Annotated in this window: 13 protein-coding genes; 5 read left to right on the top strand and 8 right to left on the bottom strand. The window is 47.2% G+C overall.

The features are described 5' to 3' along the window. Window positions 1-10 precede the first annotated feature (10 nt). The 6 genes from ACOGW3_RS21880 to ACOGW3_RS21855 form a co-directional block, all read right to left on the bottom strand. A complete protein-coding gene (locus ACOGW3_RS21880) occupies window positions 11-2,464 on the bottom strand; it encodes a hypothetical protein (RefSeq protein ID WP_419904887.1) in 2,454 nt (817 codons plus the stop codon). A 396-nt stretch (window positions 2,465-2,860) separates the two neighbouring features. Further along, the gene (locus ACOGW3_RS21875) at window positions 2,861-4,279 is read right to left on the bottom strand and encodes a DEAD/DEAH box helicase (RefSeq protein ID WP_419904886.1); all 1,419 of its coding nucleotides are present in this window, start codon (window positions 4,277-4,279) and stop codon (window positions 2,861-2,863) included. A gap of 184 nt (window positions 4,280-4,463) precedes the next feature. After that, a complete protein-coding gene (locus tag ACOGW3_RS21870) occupies window positions 4,464-4,880 on the bottom strand; it encodes a hypothetical protein (RefSeq protein ID WP_419904885.1) in 417 nt (138 codons plus the stop codon). A 61-nt stretch (window positions 4,881-4,941) separates the two neighbouring features. Then, window positions 4,942-5,385: a hypothetical protein gene (locus ACOGW3_RS21865; protein WP_419904884.1), complete on the bottom strand. Its 444-nt coding sequence runs from the start codon at window positions 5,383-5,385 to the stop codon at window positions 4,942-4,944. Window positions 5,386-5,417: 32 nt separating this feature from the next. Further along, complete coding sequence (locus ACOGW3_RS21860) at window positions 5,418-6,296, bottom strand: hypothetical protein (protein ID WP_419904883.1); 879 nt, start codon at window positions 6,294-6,296, stop codon at window positions 5,418-5,420. Further along, window positions 6,289-6,843 (bottom strand): RNA polymerase sigma factor, encoded by a 555-nt coding sequence (locus tag ACOGW3_RS21855; protein ID WP_419904882.1) that lies wholly within the window; start codon window positions 6,841-6,843, stop codon window positions 6,289-6,291. The genes ACOGW3_RS21860 and ACOGW3_RS21855 overlap by 8 nt, the downstream gene beginning before the upstream one ends. A 206-nt stretch (window positions 6,844-7,049) precedes the next feature. On the opposite strand from ACOGW3_RS21855, the gene ACOGW3_RS21850 reads away from it, so the two are divergent. Continuing rightward, window positions 7,050-7,793: a hypothetical protein gene (locus tag ACOGW3_RS21850; protein ID WP_419904881.1), complete on the top strand. Its 744-nt coding sequence runs from the start codon at window positions 7,050-7,052 to the stop codon at window positions 7,791-7,793. Between the two features lie 169 nt (window positions 7,794-7,962). After that, window positions 7,963-8,862, top strand: a complete 900-nt coding sequence (locus ACOGW3_RS21845) for a hypothetical protein (protein WP_419904880.1) — start codon at window positions 7,963-7,965, stop codon at window positions 8,860-8,862. 33 nt (window positions 8,863-8,895) lie between these two features. Here the strand turns inward: ACOGW3_RS21845 and ACOGW3_RS21840 are convergent, their stop codons facing one another. Further along, entirely contained in the window at window positions 8,896-9,477 is a 582-nt protein-coding gene (locus ACOGW3_RS21840) for an NAD(P)H-dependent oxidoreductase (RefSeq protein WP_419904879.1), read from the bottom strand. Between the two features lie 70 nt (window positions 9,478-9,547). Further along, window positions 9,548-10,450: an IclR family transcriptional regulator gene (locus tag ACOGW3_RS21835; protein ID WP_419904878.1), complete on the bottom strand. Its 903-nt coding sequence runs from the start codon at window positions 10,448-10,450 to the stop codon at window positions 9,548-9,550. A gap of 472 nt (window positions 10,451-10,922) precedes the next feature. On the opposite strand from ACOGW3_RS21835, the gene ACOGW3_RS21830 reads away from it, so the two are divergent. The 3 genes from ACOGW3_RS21830 to ACOGW3_RS21820 all read left to right on the top strand — a co-directional run bounded on the left by ACOGW3_RS21830 (window position 10,923) and on the right by ACOGW3_RS21820 (window position 14,453). Next, the gene (locus ACOGW3_RS21830) at window positions 10,923-12,536 is read left to right on the top strand and encodes a peptide ABC transporter substrate-binding protein (protein ID WP_419904877.1); all 1,614 of its coding nucleotides are present in this window, start codon (window positions 10,923-10,925) and stop codon (window positions 12,534-12,536) included. 62 nt (window positions 12,537-12,598) lie between these two features. Continuing rightward, complete coding sequence (oppB, locus tag ACOGW3_RS21825) at window positions 12,599-13,522, top strand: oligopeptide ABC transporter permease OppB (RefSeq protein WP_419904876.1); 924 nt, start codon at window positions 12,599-12,601, stop codon at window positions 13,520-13,522. After that, window positions 13,491-14,453 (top strand): ABC transporter permease subunit, encoded by a 963-nt coding sequence (locus ACOGW3_RS21820; RefSeq protein WP_419904875.1) that lies wholly within the window; start codon window positions 13,491-13,493, stop codon window positions 14,451-14,453. Before oppB ends, ACOGW3_RS21820 begins: the two co-directional genes overlap by 32 nt.

The raw sequence follows: 14,453 nt of genomic DNA, 5'->3' as shown, positions 1-14,453 counted from the left end.
CTTGGTGGGCTTAAACCAGGAAGTCTTCTTCGCTGAGGCTGTCGGTATCGACACCGAGCAGGGTAATGCTGTCACCGCTGCCAAAATCGATTACGGTGTCCTCGCCAACCTGGCTGGCTGCGGCGATCACGTCGCTGTAGCTTGAAACGGCGCTCGTGCGGCGCAGATCAATCACATCTGTCATGTCATCACTGCCGAAATCAGTGATGACATCACTGCCGTCGCCATCCTCGAAGACGAAGGTATCATCACCGAGGCCGCCGGTGAGAGTATCACTACCTGTGCCGCCCGTGAGGGTGTCATTACCACCTTCACCGTCGAGGTTATCATCACCACCTTCGCCATAAATAGCATTGGCACCGGCGTCGCCTGACAGGGTTTCGTTGGTTTCATCACCGGCCATATCGACGGAGGCAATTTCAACATCCAGATTGATGTCGCCATAACCGGGGATCGAAATGGTTAAGCTGTCGCTGCCGTAACTGTCAGTATCAGTTGGGATTTCAAGGGTAATATCGAAGGTGTAGGTTCCTGGACCCGCGTCTTCGTATACTTCCGGTGTCATGCCGGAAACCAAGCCATAGTCATCGTCACTGACGTCGAGTGTCAGATCAAGTGAGGCATCGGTTAGACCGCTGGTGATGGTGTCCATAATGTTACTGCTATCAGAGGCCAGTTCTGTCACCGAGCCAAAGCCCCAGCTATCGACCAGATCCTGATAGGTCGTAAGATAAGGACTTGTTACCGCAAAGATGGGGATAATGCCCGCTGCTTCAAGCAAGGCCCCGACATCTGCGGGATCTGGATAATCTTCGTCTTCCAATTCGGTATCGAGATCATTGGCTACCGCGCCTTCATAATCTCCGGCCACATGAAATGGCGCGTCAGTTGAAAGCACGACAAACTTTTGGGTGCCGTCCCGGAAACCTATTTCTTCACCACGCAAGGCGACTTGAACCAAGGCTTCTAGTTGTGATTCCGGCCAATCAGAACCTGAGTAGGTTCGCAAGGCATTCATGGCATCAGTAACTGTGGCTGTGTCGCTCGAAATTGCCTGATCGGTTTTATAGGCATAGTCGTAGCCTTCATACCCGAAGGGGGCCATCGGCTTATCGACAAAACTACCGACACCAAATGCAACATCGTATTCGGCGTTCAGCCCATCGATCAGGGTGGGCAGCTGTTCCTTGACGTTTGGGAGGTCATCATAGAAAGAGCCGGATAGATCTTGAACCATGAAGACATCGAACTTCGACGGCAGCTCGGTAACCGCAACGTCAACTGACAAGGTAACCGTCGTTCCGGGAGCCAGTTTTACATTTACGGGAACGGTGTCGCCCGTGGTGGCGCCCAAATCAACCTTGATCTCTTCAACGATCGGGGTCGGTTCTGGATCTGGTTCAATAACCGGGGCCGGGTCCGGTTCTGTTACAATAACGGGGTCGGGTTCAGGGCTATCGAGTATTTCGACTTCCACAGTTTCGAAGTTTCGGATGTGCAGGCCAAAAGAGGTTTCAAATACCGGGTGGGCTCCCCCTTTAGCGCTGGCATCGTTAAAGGCGTGACCGGTTGACGCTTTTGAATTGGCGTTTTCTTCAACCCAGTTTTCAAGATTGGTAATCTCTTCCTGATAGGTTTCGTATTCTTCAGATGTCATGCGCAGGACAAGTGTATCGGATCCTTTGCCGCCATCGTAATAATCTGTAGAGCCATCATTTTCTGAAAAGGTGTAGGTGAGGGTGTCATCGCCTTTTTCACCGTCAACAGTATCTGAGCCCGCGCCGCCATCCAGGCTATCATCGCCATGGCCGCCACGCAGCCAGTCATCGCCAGCTGCGCCATCAACTTCATCATCGCCCTTTTTGCTTTTGATGATATCGACACCATCGCTACCAGCGATTTCTTCGTCTTCTTTTGTTCCGGTTGTGCGGGTATCAGCCCGGGTGGTGAAATCAGAAGGGGAAGAGCGCTCAAAGCTGCTACTTTCTTCTTTTACTTTAGGGGCGCTTTTCGCAGCCGTGACTAGTTTTTCTCCGCTGCTTTCTGTGTCGCTTGAACTCGACGATTTTGTTTCTCTGCCAAAGCTGTCACTAGTCCGACCGCCATGATCATCTCCGTATCCGCCGTCGTAGTCACTACCGCTATCACCTGATCCATCAGGGCCTTCACTCGTACCTGAAGATGAAGAGCTTTCACTCCCGTCATCGCTGTCGCTAGCATCGAGATCATCATCGGGGGAGGCTTCACCAGTCAAATCTAGATCGCCACTATCAGAGGAGCCTGTTTCGTCTTTACCAGAAGAGCCTTTTGAAGTGCTGTCACCCGCTGTTTCACCTGTTGAACGACCACCCTCTGTATCATCGGGTAATTCTAATTCAGGAATAGGGCCACCTTCGGATAAAAGGTCGCTACCAGTTTCTTCGGGTAATAAGTCGTCAAAGTCTTTTCCGGTTGTCCGCTCCATTTAATAATTCCTTTCAATCGTATAACTACTAAATATTTATTTTTCCACCATAAGTAATGTTGTTAATATTTACGTACAATACTTAAGAATGTAACTATAATAAGTATAAAATATTAATGGTAATATAATTATGAATACAATTGTATGTATATATCTGATTAGTACTTGTATTTAATTTCAATGTAATTTACGTAAAATGCAATCGATTAAATAATCCATGCAAAATAATATGTTATTCTTGTGTGTAAAGTTAACGTAAAGTAAATAGGAATTATTACTTGTCGTCAGTGAGGTGAATATTTCTCGAGGCAGAACAGAAAAAAGGCCAAAGAGAGCGATTCCCTTCGGCCTTTTTGGTAATTTATTTTATATTTTTAAAGAAATGCAGCCGTAATCCTAAGCAGAACGGGCGTTCCTGTTTCCAGATCGATTGCCGCCACCGGGTTTGTTGCCCGATTTGTGTGACGGACGCCCTTTGCGTTGGCTGTGTTTGCCCGGACGGGCACTTGCACCGGATGTGTTTTCGCCACCAGCTCCACCCGAACCAGCCCCTTCAGACCCATGAGCTTTTGGCTGATTGATCCGGCGGTTTGGTTTGTGCTTGCCTTGGTTGGGGCGAGGTTTGCGTGCACGTGGTTTACCGTCTGTTTTCCCGCCTTTTGGTCGATCCGACATACCTTCTTCGTGGTAGGGATGATCTTCGAACAAAGGCACGGGTTGGCGAATGTTTTTCTCGATGTCTTTGAGGAAAGCCCGTTCTTCGTAATCACAGAAAGAGAGCGAAATCCCGGTTGCCCCTGCACGTGCGGTCCGGCCGATACGGTGCACGTAACTATCCGGCTCGTTTGGAAGCTCAAAGTTAATCACGTGGGTCACACCATCAACATCAATACCGCGTGCCGCGACATCAGTGGCAACCAAGGCACGGATATCACCGGAACGGAATTCGTTGAGAGCTTTTTGGCGGGCGTTCTGAGACTTGTTCCCGTGAATAGCACCGGATGTAATGCCAAGTTTTTCAAGGAAATCTGACACCCGGTTGGCGCCGTGTTTGGTTTTCGTGAAAATCAGAACCCGTTTGATCTCGTCATCTTTGAGAACATGGGCAAGCAGATCGCGTTTACGGTGCTTTGGAACCATAAGCACATGCTGATCAACTTTTTCCGCGGTGGTCGCTGCTGGCGCAACCTCAACACGGACGGGATCGATCAGGATGGAATTGGCCAGAGTGGCAACCGACTTAGGCATTGTCGCAGAAAAAAGCACTGTTTGGCGCTTCTTAGGTAGCTGGGCGACGATCTTTTTGATGTCGCGGATAAAGCCCATATCCAGCATACGGTCGGCTTCGTCGAGAACCAGGAATTCTACCAGACGAAGATTAACAAGCCCGCGATCCATAAGGTCAAGCAGGCGTCCAGGTGTTGCGATCAGGATATCGACACCGGGTTGCATGGCTTTAATTTGTGGTTTTTCTGACGCACCGCCATAAATCAGGGTACTGCGCAGGTGCAGATGCTTTGAATAAGCACGCACATTGTCGGATATCTGTACCGCCAACTCGCGGGTTGGGGCGAGAACGAGCGTCCGCGCAGCCTTTGCTGTGCGCTGTCCTTCTGCCTTCAGCAGCAATTGGATAATCGGCAGGGAAAAGGCCGCGGTTTTACCCGTTCCGGTCTGGGCGACACCAATCAGATCTTTGCCCTCAAGGATTTGAGGGATCGCCTGAGATTGGATCGGGGTCATTGTCTCATAACCACCTTCTTCAATCGCACGAAGGATGGGAGCACGTAGCCCGAGTTCCGAAAATTTGCTCATTATAGCCAAATGGTAAGTTAAAGGTTCCGGTTACCTATCCCCAAGCAGCGCCTGTGTCAATAAAGTAAGCCGATCACAAGTCTATCACGCATAAGTAAATATAAGAAAAAGATGAGGTAATATCTTGGTCTTAATCAATTTATTTAAAACAATAGCCGAATTAATGTGTGGGATCTCTCTACGGTTAAATTCTGACCCAAGAACCGCCGGGTTCTTTACAGGCGGTGCCTTTGGCGGGGTAGGACCGTTGTTGGAATGTTAGGTTGCGCTCATAATCTCGGCAGTACCGACCGTTTTCTGCTTTGAAGGTTCTTAAGGGGGTCACAGAAATCTCAACCTCTTGAGATGATTTTTTTAGGGCCGTACCTGAGGTTTTGGTTTGCAGAGCTTCTTGAAGCACAGCTTTATAAAACGTTTTAATTTTTTTTGACAACTGCGGAGATAATTTTGGCATTTTAAGTTTGTGTTTTATTAGCTCAACCCGTTTGGCGTCTTTTGCCTTATAACGATCTACCTTTAAAATATAATGACCGACCTTGGGGGCATAGTACCATGTTCGTTGGCGTTTGATCCCCTTGTAACAGTGTATTGGGTAGGTCAAGTATATGCCCGATTGGATTTGGATGTTTTCGGTTGGATCAACTTTGCACTTCCATTTGCCTCTACCTTGCTTTTGAAAGGCTGTCGCCTTTGACTTTTGAGACGGATTTGTATTTGTACCAGAGCTCATTTCCTGGCTCGAGGGGCCACAGACTTCCGTAGGAGTGTGAATTAAAAATAAGCCCCCCGGTTTTGGTTCTACTCTCCCACTCTTTGGTCGGCATAGAGAAATCGCGATGGGTTTTCCATTTGTACCCAGCATTATTTTCCCAAGAAACCCAGTCGCCCTCGACTTTGGCAACTTTATCGCTGCGTCCATTGTCATAGCGAAAGCGATCACCAACGGTGTAGGTCGGCAGAGGTATGGCGCTTTCGGAAACAGGTTTAGGTTCAGGGCTAAACAGGGCTGCTGTGTTTTTAATTAGTGATTGTGATGTTGTCTGGCATCCCAAGACTAAAAGTGAGGTAGTGACCACGACTACATACCTCAAGCTTAGTTTATTCATACATATTGTTCCCTGGCATATAATTCTTTGCCCTATAGTTCCTTGGCGCCGACAACGGGGATAAGTTTTGCGGGTGAGCCTTGAGAGAGGCTATCGTTAAGGCCATTGCCCGGGATTATGCTATAGATGTTTTGCCATACTTTGTCACTGCCGATACAGGCTATACCTTTTGAAGAAATGAGGGTGCCCTGTAAAACGGTTTCTTCGCGGTATTCTCGACAGTAGTTGCCCCGACGGTTTTTAAATGTTCGTACTGGTTCTACAAAACCTGATATGTCCTGCCCCCATTCCCAATTCAGTTTTTTACCGCTGACCAGTTTGGTGAGGGCCTGCTGTACGGCCTGTTGATGGTGGCTCTTTAATTGATCTGAATTCTCCAAAGCTACCAACTGGATTTTTTTATTGTTGTTATCGGCCATAAAATATCCCCCCAAATATCCCCCGGCGCCGGATAAAAGGGCAATGAGAAAAAATGAGGCAATAACTGCAGTGAGTGGGCCGCTCCAACGTCTGTTCTTTTGACAAGATAACAGGTAGTTTGATAGGCGGATCATAAGGCTTTCAATTAGACCGGTTTTTTCATTTTTTAAAATAGGATCAAAAGCTGTTGTTGGGCTTTTAAGTTCCCCTTTTAGTTCTTCCTTTATCTCTTCTTTTATCTTTTGCGCCTGATCAGCAGCAAGGACAGCGCCAAGTAATTTTTGTGGAACGGGCTCATCTGTTAAGGGCAAAAGGGCTGAACGGACGCTTGAGGCAGTTTGTTGAAATAGTGCTACAAGCTCTGAAGCCTGTTTGTTCTCCGTGAGCAGTCGTTCGATTACGTCATTTTCCTGTGTCGATAGTTCACCATCGACATAAGCCATCAGGCTTTCTGGACTAAGCAGTGTTTGTGGATCTATTTTATCAGACATTGTTCACGACCTTTGTAGGGGCGGTGTGTTCTTTGTTCTTATTGGTAACAACACCAGAATTATCTGACGATAATATTTGGTGTAATTGTTGGCGCGCCCGTGCCAAGCGGCTCATTACTGTTCCCAGAGGAATGTCGAGGGTTTGTGCGACTTGGCGGTAGCTCATATCCTCGACGCAAACCATCAACAAAATACTACGTTGACTGAGAGAGAGCTGATCGAGACCGTTCCCAACAACACCGAGATCATACCTGCTTTCCAAAGCTCTGACACCATCGACGCAGCTCTCAGACTGGTTGGCTGTGTTGAGGGCATAATCCCTGCGGATTGTATTGGCACGCGAATGATCGAGGTAGAGATTTTGGATGATGCGAAACACCCAGCTGTCAAGACGGGTGCCTTCTTGCCATTGGCTCTGGTTTTTAATCGCTTTTTCACAGGCTGTTTGCACAAGGTCATCAGCCAGGGAAATATCTCCACATAGTCCGATTGCGAAACGTCGCAATTGCGGGAGTAGAGAAACGATCTTTTCTCCGACCTCGGTCAATATGTCTCTCTTTTAATAACCACAAATAATCCTTCTGAGAGAATGCCTTTGGTATGACAACGATTAACTATGGGCTTTATTCCCGCCAGAAATAAAAATAATTTTTTTGAGTACTTTTTTGTCTCCTTCGGGAATAATCCAGCGGTTAGATCGTTGTTGTCATGTAAGCCACCGATGATGGCGATTGTATAAGGGATCATTTAGGTATGTTTTTAAAAGCCGAAAATAATGGGAAAAGTACCCCAAACAAAAATAAGGCGTTTATCGCTCCGACTTTGACCTTGCGGGATAAGCTTCTCTCTAGCTGTCGATCAACCGTTTGTATCGTTGCCCTGGCTTCGGGTTTGCTTATTTTACCTATGTCGCTTGATATGAATGATAACGGCTTATCTTTCACTTATAAAGCTGCTTATGCCGATGGGGATGACGGCGGTGATGATGATGGTGGTGACGACGATGGCGGTGATGACGACGGCGGTGATTTCGGCGGCGACGATGATGGCGGTGATTTCGGTGGTGACGATGACGGCGGTGATTTCGGTGGTGACGACGACGGTGATGACTTTGGCGGCGATGACCTCGACGATCTAGGCGAGGATGACCTCGATGATCTAGGCGAGGATGACCTCGACGATCTCGGTGAGGATGATCTCGATGATCTCGGTGAGGATGATCTCGACGACCTAGGTGAGGATGATCTCGACGACCTAGGTGAGGATGATCTCGACGACCTAGGTGAGGATGACCTCGAGGATCTAGAAGATGATCTCGAGGAAGAAGAGATTGATGTCGAAGACGATGCTACTGATGACATTAACGGCGGTGGTGAAGCAGAAACCCCAAGCCCTGAGGTTACAGCAATTGATGCTGCTATCGACAATGCAACACAAGATGGGCCGGATTTAACAGAAAAAGAAGAGTTAGAGGCAATCTCTAAAGGCTTCCAATAAAGGTAGGATAACTTCCCTTTAATTAATCTTTGAATATGGGTGAGAGCGGCTGTACCTGAAGGTTTGGCTCAGAATATATCCGTTCATACTTGATCACTATATTTAGGATTAAATTCTTATATTTGTTTTCACCAGAGGCGTTGGTGGATTTGCAAAAGGAAAATTTCTTATGGAAATTCAAAGCTCAAGTATCAATGTAACGCAATTATTCCAACGTGATTACCAACTAGATCAAGCAAATGATATTAAACCATCGACGCAAATACCTTCAGGCGCATTTTTTGGTCCCTCGTTTGAGATTTCGCTGTCGGAGGAAGCTTTGAAACTTATTGAACAGTCCAATGGACCCGATTTTGATGTATCTCTGGGCCTTTCTGAAAAAGTGAGCAAGGAGCTCGATGGCCTTTTTAACAAGTTGGACCAACTGTTTGAAACAGTTGGTGACAAACCTCTGAATGCAGAGCAGGAAAAACAGCTCTCCGCCTTGGAAAAGAAAATCGATGGCATTCTGGGGCCCGTAGACAGTTCTTTTGATCCCTACGCAGAACTCTCTGAAAAGGCGACCAAGGAATTAGAGAGCCTGTTTAACCAGGTTGATAAACTGTTTGATACTGTTGGTAATAAGCCTTTGAGTGCGGAGCAGGAGAAACAGCTCTCAGCTTTGGAAGAGAAGATTGATGGTATCTTGGGCCCGATTGAAATTGATTTGGACCCCTATGCGGATCTCTCTGAAAAAGCTGTAAAAGAAGTGGATACGCTGTTTGCTCAGATAGATAAGTTGTTTGAAACAGCTGGCGACAAACCATTAAGCGCTGAGCAGGAAAAATTACTCACTGCTTTAGAAGTGAAAATTGAGGGTATCCTGGGGACGGAAGAAAGCCCATTTGATCTCTTTCAAGGGCTCTCCGAACCCGCAGCCAAGGAACTGGATAGTCTCTTTACTCAACTCGACAAACTGTTTGATACCGCAGGTGATAAACCACTGAGCGCGGAACAGGAAAAGCAGCTTATCGCCTTGGAAGACAAGATTGATAATATTCTGGATCCGAGCGAGGCAAAGTCAGGTTAAATATGATCGTTCAAGATCAGGAGAGAAAGGTTGCTAGAAAGTACTTTTAATTCGCGCGACAAATTTCTCTATTTTGGTTTGTGTCAGACTTTCACTTGCATAGAGAGAGAGCATCTTAAAACGGCAGTTTTTAGCGCAAGTCCCAAGAATAGCCAGCTTTAGAATACGGCGTACCGGGCGTCTGAGTATGAACCAATCAACCCACCAAGGAGAACCTAGAGTGGTGATGACCTTTACTTCCTGCAAACGATCAAGCCGGGGAATGATGCCTTTTAAATCTGGCGAATGATCGTAGGCATGTCCCGGTGCCCAAACCCGGTCGAACCAGCCTTTTAAAATGGCCGGGAACCCAAACCACCAGGTTGGGAAGACCAAAACCAGAATTTCTGCTTCCCTGAGTTGGGCGAGATCCTTTTCAAGGTCACGACTTTGAAATTCAGCTTGGTAATAACTGCTGCGTTCTTTTTCTGTAAGCCTTGGGTCGAAGGCTTCGTCATAGAGATTTTTGACGGTGACATCGTGCCCACGGGCTTTCATATGCATGATGGACTCTTCAGCGAGATGCCGACAAAGACTGTTTTGTAGGGGATGTGCAACAACAACGAGACAGTTCATTATTCTTCCCAATGCCATATCTGAAATTTATATAACATTGTCTCTAAAGTTCTGGAGATTTATCTGAAGCTTAATTGGATAGTGCCAAGGATATATTATGGGCTGTTTGGCACACAATCGGCGCGAGTTGTTCTATCACACGTTCTTCGGTCCAGGCCGGGCGGGTGACACATATATTTACAGATCCGACACCCACACCATCAGGTCCCCATATGGGTGCGGCAATGGTAAGTTCTCCGACGATACATTCCTGGCAGGCGGTAGTGTATCCGTTGATGGTAACATCTTCGATCCGCTGCATTATTACCGACCGATCCGTAATCGTGTGTCGGGTGAGGGGGGAGAGGTCAGAGGCATCAAGAATGTTTTCAATGTCACCAAATGCCAGTGTTGAAAGATAGGCACGGCCGCTTGATGTGCAAAACATCGGCGCGCGACCGCCAACAATGGGATGCAGGATATGTGAATTGCTGCTTGATAGGCGCGCAATATAAATGACGTCCTGCTCCATAGGAAGGGCCAGATTAACGGCTTCCCCGCTGCTTTCTCGCGCTTGTAAAAGGTAAGGCGCGGCGATAGAGCTAATCGGGTTTGAAGCCAGATAAGTGTGAGATAATTCCAGCAACTTGGCAGAGGGGCGCATACGCCGACTGCTCTCGTCGCGTTCTAAGAAACCCAACTGCACCAACGTATAGCAAAACCGCTGAGCCGCACTTTTGCCCATACCTGTCGCGGCAGCAATTTCTGTCAGGCTGAGAGGTTTTCGGGATCGGCTAAAGGCTTGAAGAACCGAAAATCCTTTTTCAACAGAGCCGACAAAAAGAGAACTGTCTGATTTTGAGGCCGGGTTGTTTATTGATTTGCCATCAGAATTTTCTGAAAAATTTTGGGCGTCGGTTTCTTTGATCTTTTTCCCGGGTTTAGTTCCGGTTTTTGACTTTAATGGTGTTATTCGACCGCTGGCATTTGTCATCTAATTTATCTTTTTTTGCCAATTACTTCCATTTGTAATGTCCAGAAAGCTTGGCTCTTTGTTGGGGTGTTTAAGTCAGTTTTTATCGTTGGATTAAATCATAGAACTACAACTGGATTTTGACCAGTTCCTTCCTTTGAACTTCTGCTTACAAAATAATTTTCGTTGCAAAATTTATTCAACTTGTTACACATATTAGCGATATACGGTACTAAGTATCGTAATGCAATACAAATATTGTTAATTTGGTTTCCGTGCAGACTGGGAAGGAGAGGACAAAATGCCCGTGTATCTAATGTGCATCTAATGACCTCCTCACAGCTGTGGTTGCCTTTGGGATCATTAACGGGCTGTTCCACCGCTTGGTAAATTAATCAAAAGGATGGGCCACGGATCCTATAAATCCACAAAAAAATAAGTGTGGAAATTAAGACAAATCGTCAAATTTTGTTGAGAACAGGGAAAGAGACTTATGAGAACGAAACTTTTATTATCTGCCGCGCTTGGCGCGATGCTGGTTTTTCCAACCATCTCAAATGCAGAAGTCATCAATGGTGAAAAATTAGCGGCGGATCAGGTATTTACCTATCGTCTGTTGGATGACATCAAATCCTTTGATCCGCAGATCAACACCGATATTGAAGGCTCTGGCGTCATTCGGGATCTTTTTGAAGGGTTGATGAACGAAGACGAAAAAGGGGGGCTGATCCCAGGCGTTGCCTCTGGTTACAGCGTAAGCGATGACAAATTGACCTACACCTTCAATCTGCGTGATGCGAAATGGTCGAATGGTGATGCGGTTACCGCTCATGACTTTGCCTATTCCTGGCAACGGCTTGTCGATCCCAAAACGGCTTCTGAATACGCCTGGTACATGGAATTGATGGGCGTGAAAAATGCCAGTCAGGTTGTGAACGGAGAGGTCACCCCTGACAAGTTAGGTGTACGGGCCGTCGACGATAAGACTTTCGAAGTCACCCTTGAAAAGGCAATCCCTTATTTCGCTTCCATGACGGTTCATGGTTCAACCTTCCCGGTGCTTCAATCTGTTGTTGAAAAGCACGGAACAGATTGGACCAAGCCAGGGAAAATTGTTGGAAATGGTGCTTATGTTTTGTCCGAGTACCGTTCTGGCGAGAAGGTCGTTCGCGAACGCAATCCCATGTATTGGGATAACGAAAATACCATCATCGATAAGACTGTTGCCCTGGTGATCAATGATGAAAACCAGGCCTTAACACGTTATCTCGCGGGTGAAATTGACAAAACGAACATTCCTTCAGGTCAGTATCCGCGTTTATCCAAAGAGTATCCAAAACAAGCGATTTCAAACCCTTATTCCTGTTCTTATATTTACTGGTTTAATATGGGAGAAAAAGGACCTGAGTCGCTAAAGGATGTGCGTGTACGTAAGGCATTGTCCTATGCAATCAACCGTGAAGTCGTCACCGACCGCATTTTGCAAGGCGGCCAGTATCAGTCCTATAACTTTGCCCATCAAAAGACTGCGGGTTTTGATTTACCAGAAATCGACTATGCAGGGTGGACCCAGAAAGAGCGTGATGCCAAGGCTGTCGCTCTACTGGCTGAAGCAGGCTATGGACCCGACAATCCACTGGAATTGACCCTGAACTACAACACCTCTGAGACCCATAAAAAAGTGGCTATCGGGGTATCGCAGTTCTGGAAACAAACTCTGGGTGTTAAGCTGACACTTGCAAATAACGAGTGGAAAATTCACACAACCAAGCAACAAGCGGGTGATTTTGAAGTAAGTCGTTATGCCTGGTGTGGGGATTATAACGAAGCCTCAACCTACCTTGATCTTCTGACGTCTTATTCAGGGCACAACGTGTCTGGTTATTCTAATGCGGCGTACGATGCTTTGATGGTTGAATCAAAAACCATGGCTAATCCGAACAAAAATTATGCCAAGGCCGAAGCCCTTCTGGCTGCGGATATGCCTTTTGCACCGATCTATCAGTACACGGGTAATATCATGCTTCAGCCGACACTGCGTGGCTGGCCGGTTGATAACCTGATGCAGACTTTTTATTCCCGCGATCTCTACATCGTCGAGAAGTAATCAAGACGGGGCGCTCTATAAACGAGCGCCCCCTTTTTGGACCTGCCATCAGGTAGTTTGTAATGTTAAATCTCATCCTTAAACGGCTTGCCCTGGCAGTGCCGACAGTACTCGTGCTTATTGTATTTTCGTTTTTACTGATGCACGCAGCCCCCGGTGGACCCTTTACTGCTGAGAGGGCGCTTTCCCCTGAAATCCTTGCTAACCTCGAAGCGAAGTATGGTCTGGACAAGCCGCTGTATAAGCAGATCCTGGTTTATATCAATAATGTCGTGTTCCATTTCGATTTCGGGCCTTCTTTTATTTATAAAGACCGCAGCGTGAACGAGATTATCGCGCAAGGCTTTCCGATCACGCTGACATACGGGTCGATTGCCTTTGTCTTGGCTGTTATCACCGGGGTTTCCCTTGGGGTAATGGCGGCGATTTATCACAACAGTTGGCTGGATTACCTCGCGGTGGGGATTTCGATCGGTGCGCAGGTCCTACCTAACTTTGTTATGGCCCCAATTCTGGTTTTGGTCTTCACCCTTTTACTCGGGTGGTTACCGGGGGGCGGTTGGGAATATGGCGATCCCAAATATATCATCATGCCGGTAGTGGCGCTTTCGACCAGCTTTATGGCCTCCATTGCGCGTATAACCCGCTCTTCCATGCTTGAAGTGATGAATGCCAATCACATACGTACCGCCCGATCTAAGGGATTGCCGATGCGACACATCATCCTGCGGCACGCGCTTAAGCCGGCGATGTTACCCGTTATATCCTATCTCGGGCCAACGTTTGTGACCATGGTGACGGGATCAGTCGTTGTGGATCTATTCTTTTCCACCGGGGGCATGGGGTTGTTCTTCGTCAATGCCGCCTTGAACCGGGACTATTCCGTCATGATGGGAATTACGATCCTGGTGGGTGTTTTAACTATATTTTTCAATCTTGTGGTCGATATCCTCTATGCGTGGATCGATCCAAAAATCCGGTTTTAAGACGATGTTGTTTAAACAGGCAAAAATTGAAAGCCTCTCGTTGGCGATAACTGAGCAGGATGTTAAAGGTCGTTCTTTGTGGGCGGATGCTCGCAAGCGGTTTTTCCATAACAAAGCCGCGGTTGCTGGTCTTGTGGTTCTTATCATGGTGGCAATGTTTGCTTTCATTGGTTCACAAATCGCACAGTTCTCCAATGATGAAATCGATTTTATGGTAATCGGTCAGGTGGCGGAACTGGGCGGTCCGTCGATAGCATCAGGTCATTATTTTGGAACCGATGATCTCGGCAGAGATCTCTTTGCCCGGGTTGTTCAAGGCACACAGATATCGCTTATGGTTGGTGTGGTCGGGGCCGCAATCGCGGTCATTGCCGGGACACTTTATGGGGCCACCGCGGGTTATGTCGGGGGTCGTGTCGACAATTTCATGATGCGGATTGTCGATATCCTGATGGCTGTACCTTACATGTTCGTCATCATTTTGTTGCTCGTGATCTTTGGGCGTTCGATCTCTATGCTGTTTGTCGGCATTGGACTGCTGTCTTGGCTGGAAATGTCACGGATTGTACGCGGCCAAACCCTTAGCATTAAAAACAAAGAGTTCATTGAGGCGGCCCAGGCGACGGGCGTTCCCAGCTTTAAGATCATTCTGCAACATATCGTGCCCAATTTAACCGGGATTGTTGCGGTATACGCCACCCTCTTGGTGCCGCTTATGATCTTGACTGAAAGTTTTATTTCCTTTTTGGGGCTCGGTGTTCAAGAGCCGGATACATCTTGGGGCGCTTTGATTTTTGAAGGGGCGGGAACAATGCAGTATGGCACGCTCTGGCAATTGGCATTTCCCTTGTTTTTCTTCGTTATTACCCTGTTCGCCTTCTTTTTCGTCGGCGACGGGTTGCGCGATGCCCTTGATCCAAAGGACCGATAA

Origin of the sequence: Kiloniella sp., assembly GCF_965205715.1 — a bacterium.
In the GTDB taxonomy this organism is placed as follows: domain Bacteria; phylum Pseudomonadota; class Alphaproteobacteria; order Kiloniellales; family Kiloniellaceae; genus Kiloniella.
The sequence above is the reverse complement of the archived record's forward strand: the minus strand, read 5'-3'. Positions and strand labels throughout refer to the sequence as shown.

Coding starts and splice junctions, on each gene's coding strand:
- ACOGW3_RS21880 (WP_419904887.1), bottom strand. CDS start 2,464: ATGGAGCGGACAACCGGAAAAGACTTTGACGACTTATTACCCGAAGAA.
- ACOGW3_RS21875 (WP_419904886.1), bottom strand. CDS start 4,279: ATGAGCAAATTTTCGGAACTCGGGCTACGTGCTCCCATCCTTCGTGCG.
- ACOGW3_RS21865 (WP_419904884.1), bottom strand. CDS start 5,385: ATGAATAAACTAAGCTTGAGGTATGTAGTCGTGGTCACTACCTCACTT.
- ACOGW3_RS21860 (WP_419904883.1), bottom strand. CDS start 6,296: ATGTCTGATAAAATAGATCCACAAACACTGCTTAGTCCAGAAAGCCTG.
- ACOGW3_RS21850 (WP_419904881.1), top strand. CDS start 7,050: ATGTTTTTAAAAGCCGAAAATAATGGGAAAAGTACCCCAAACAAAAAT.
- ACOGW3_RS21845 (WP_419904880.1), top strand. CDS start 7,963: ATGGAAATTCAAAGCTCAAGTATCAATGTAACGCAATTATTCCAACGT.
- ACOGW3_RS21840 (WP_419904879.1), bottom strand. CDS start 9,477: ATGAACTGTCTCGTTGTTGTTGCACATCCCCTACAAAACAGTCTTTGT.
- ACOGW3_RS21835 (WP_419904878.1), bottom strand. CDS start 10,450: ATGACAAATGCCAGCGGTCGAATAACACCATTAAAGTCAAAAACCGGA.
- ACOGW3_RS21830 (WP_419904877.1), top strand. CDS start 10,923: ATGAGAACGAAACTTTTATTATCTGCCGCGCTTGGCGCGATGCTGGTT.
- oppB (WP_419904876.1), top strand. CDS start 12,599: ATGTTAAATCTCATCCTTAAACGGCTTGCCCTGGCAGTGCCGACAGTA.
- ACOGW3_RS21820 (WP_419904875.1), top strand. CDS start 13,491: ATGCGTGGATCGATCCAAAAATCCGGTTTTAAGACGATGTTGTTTAAA.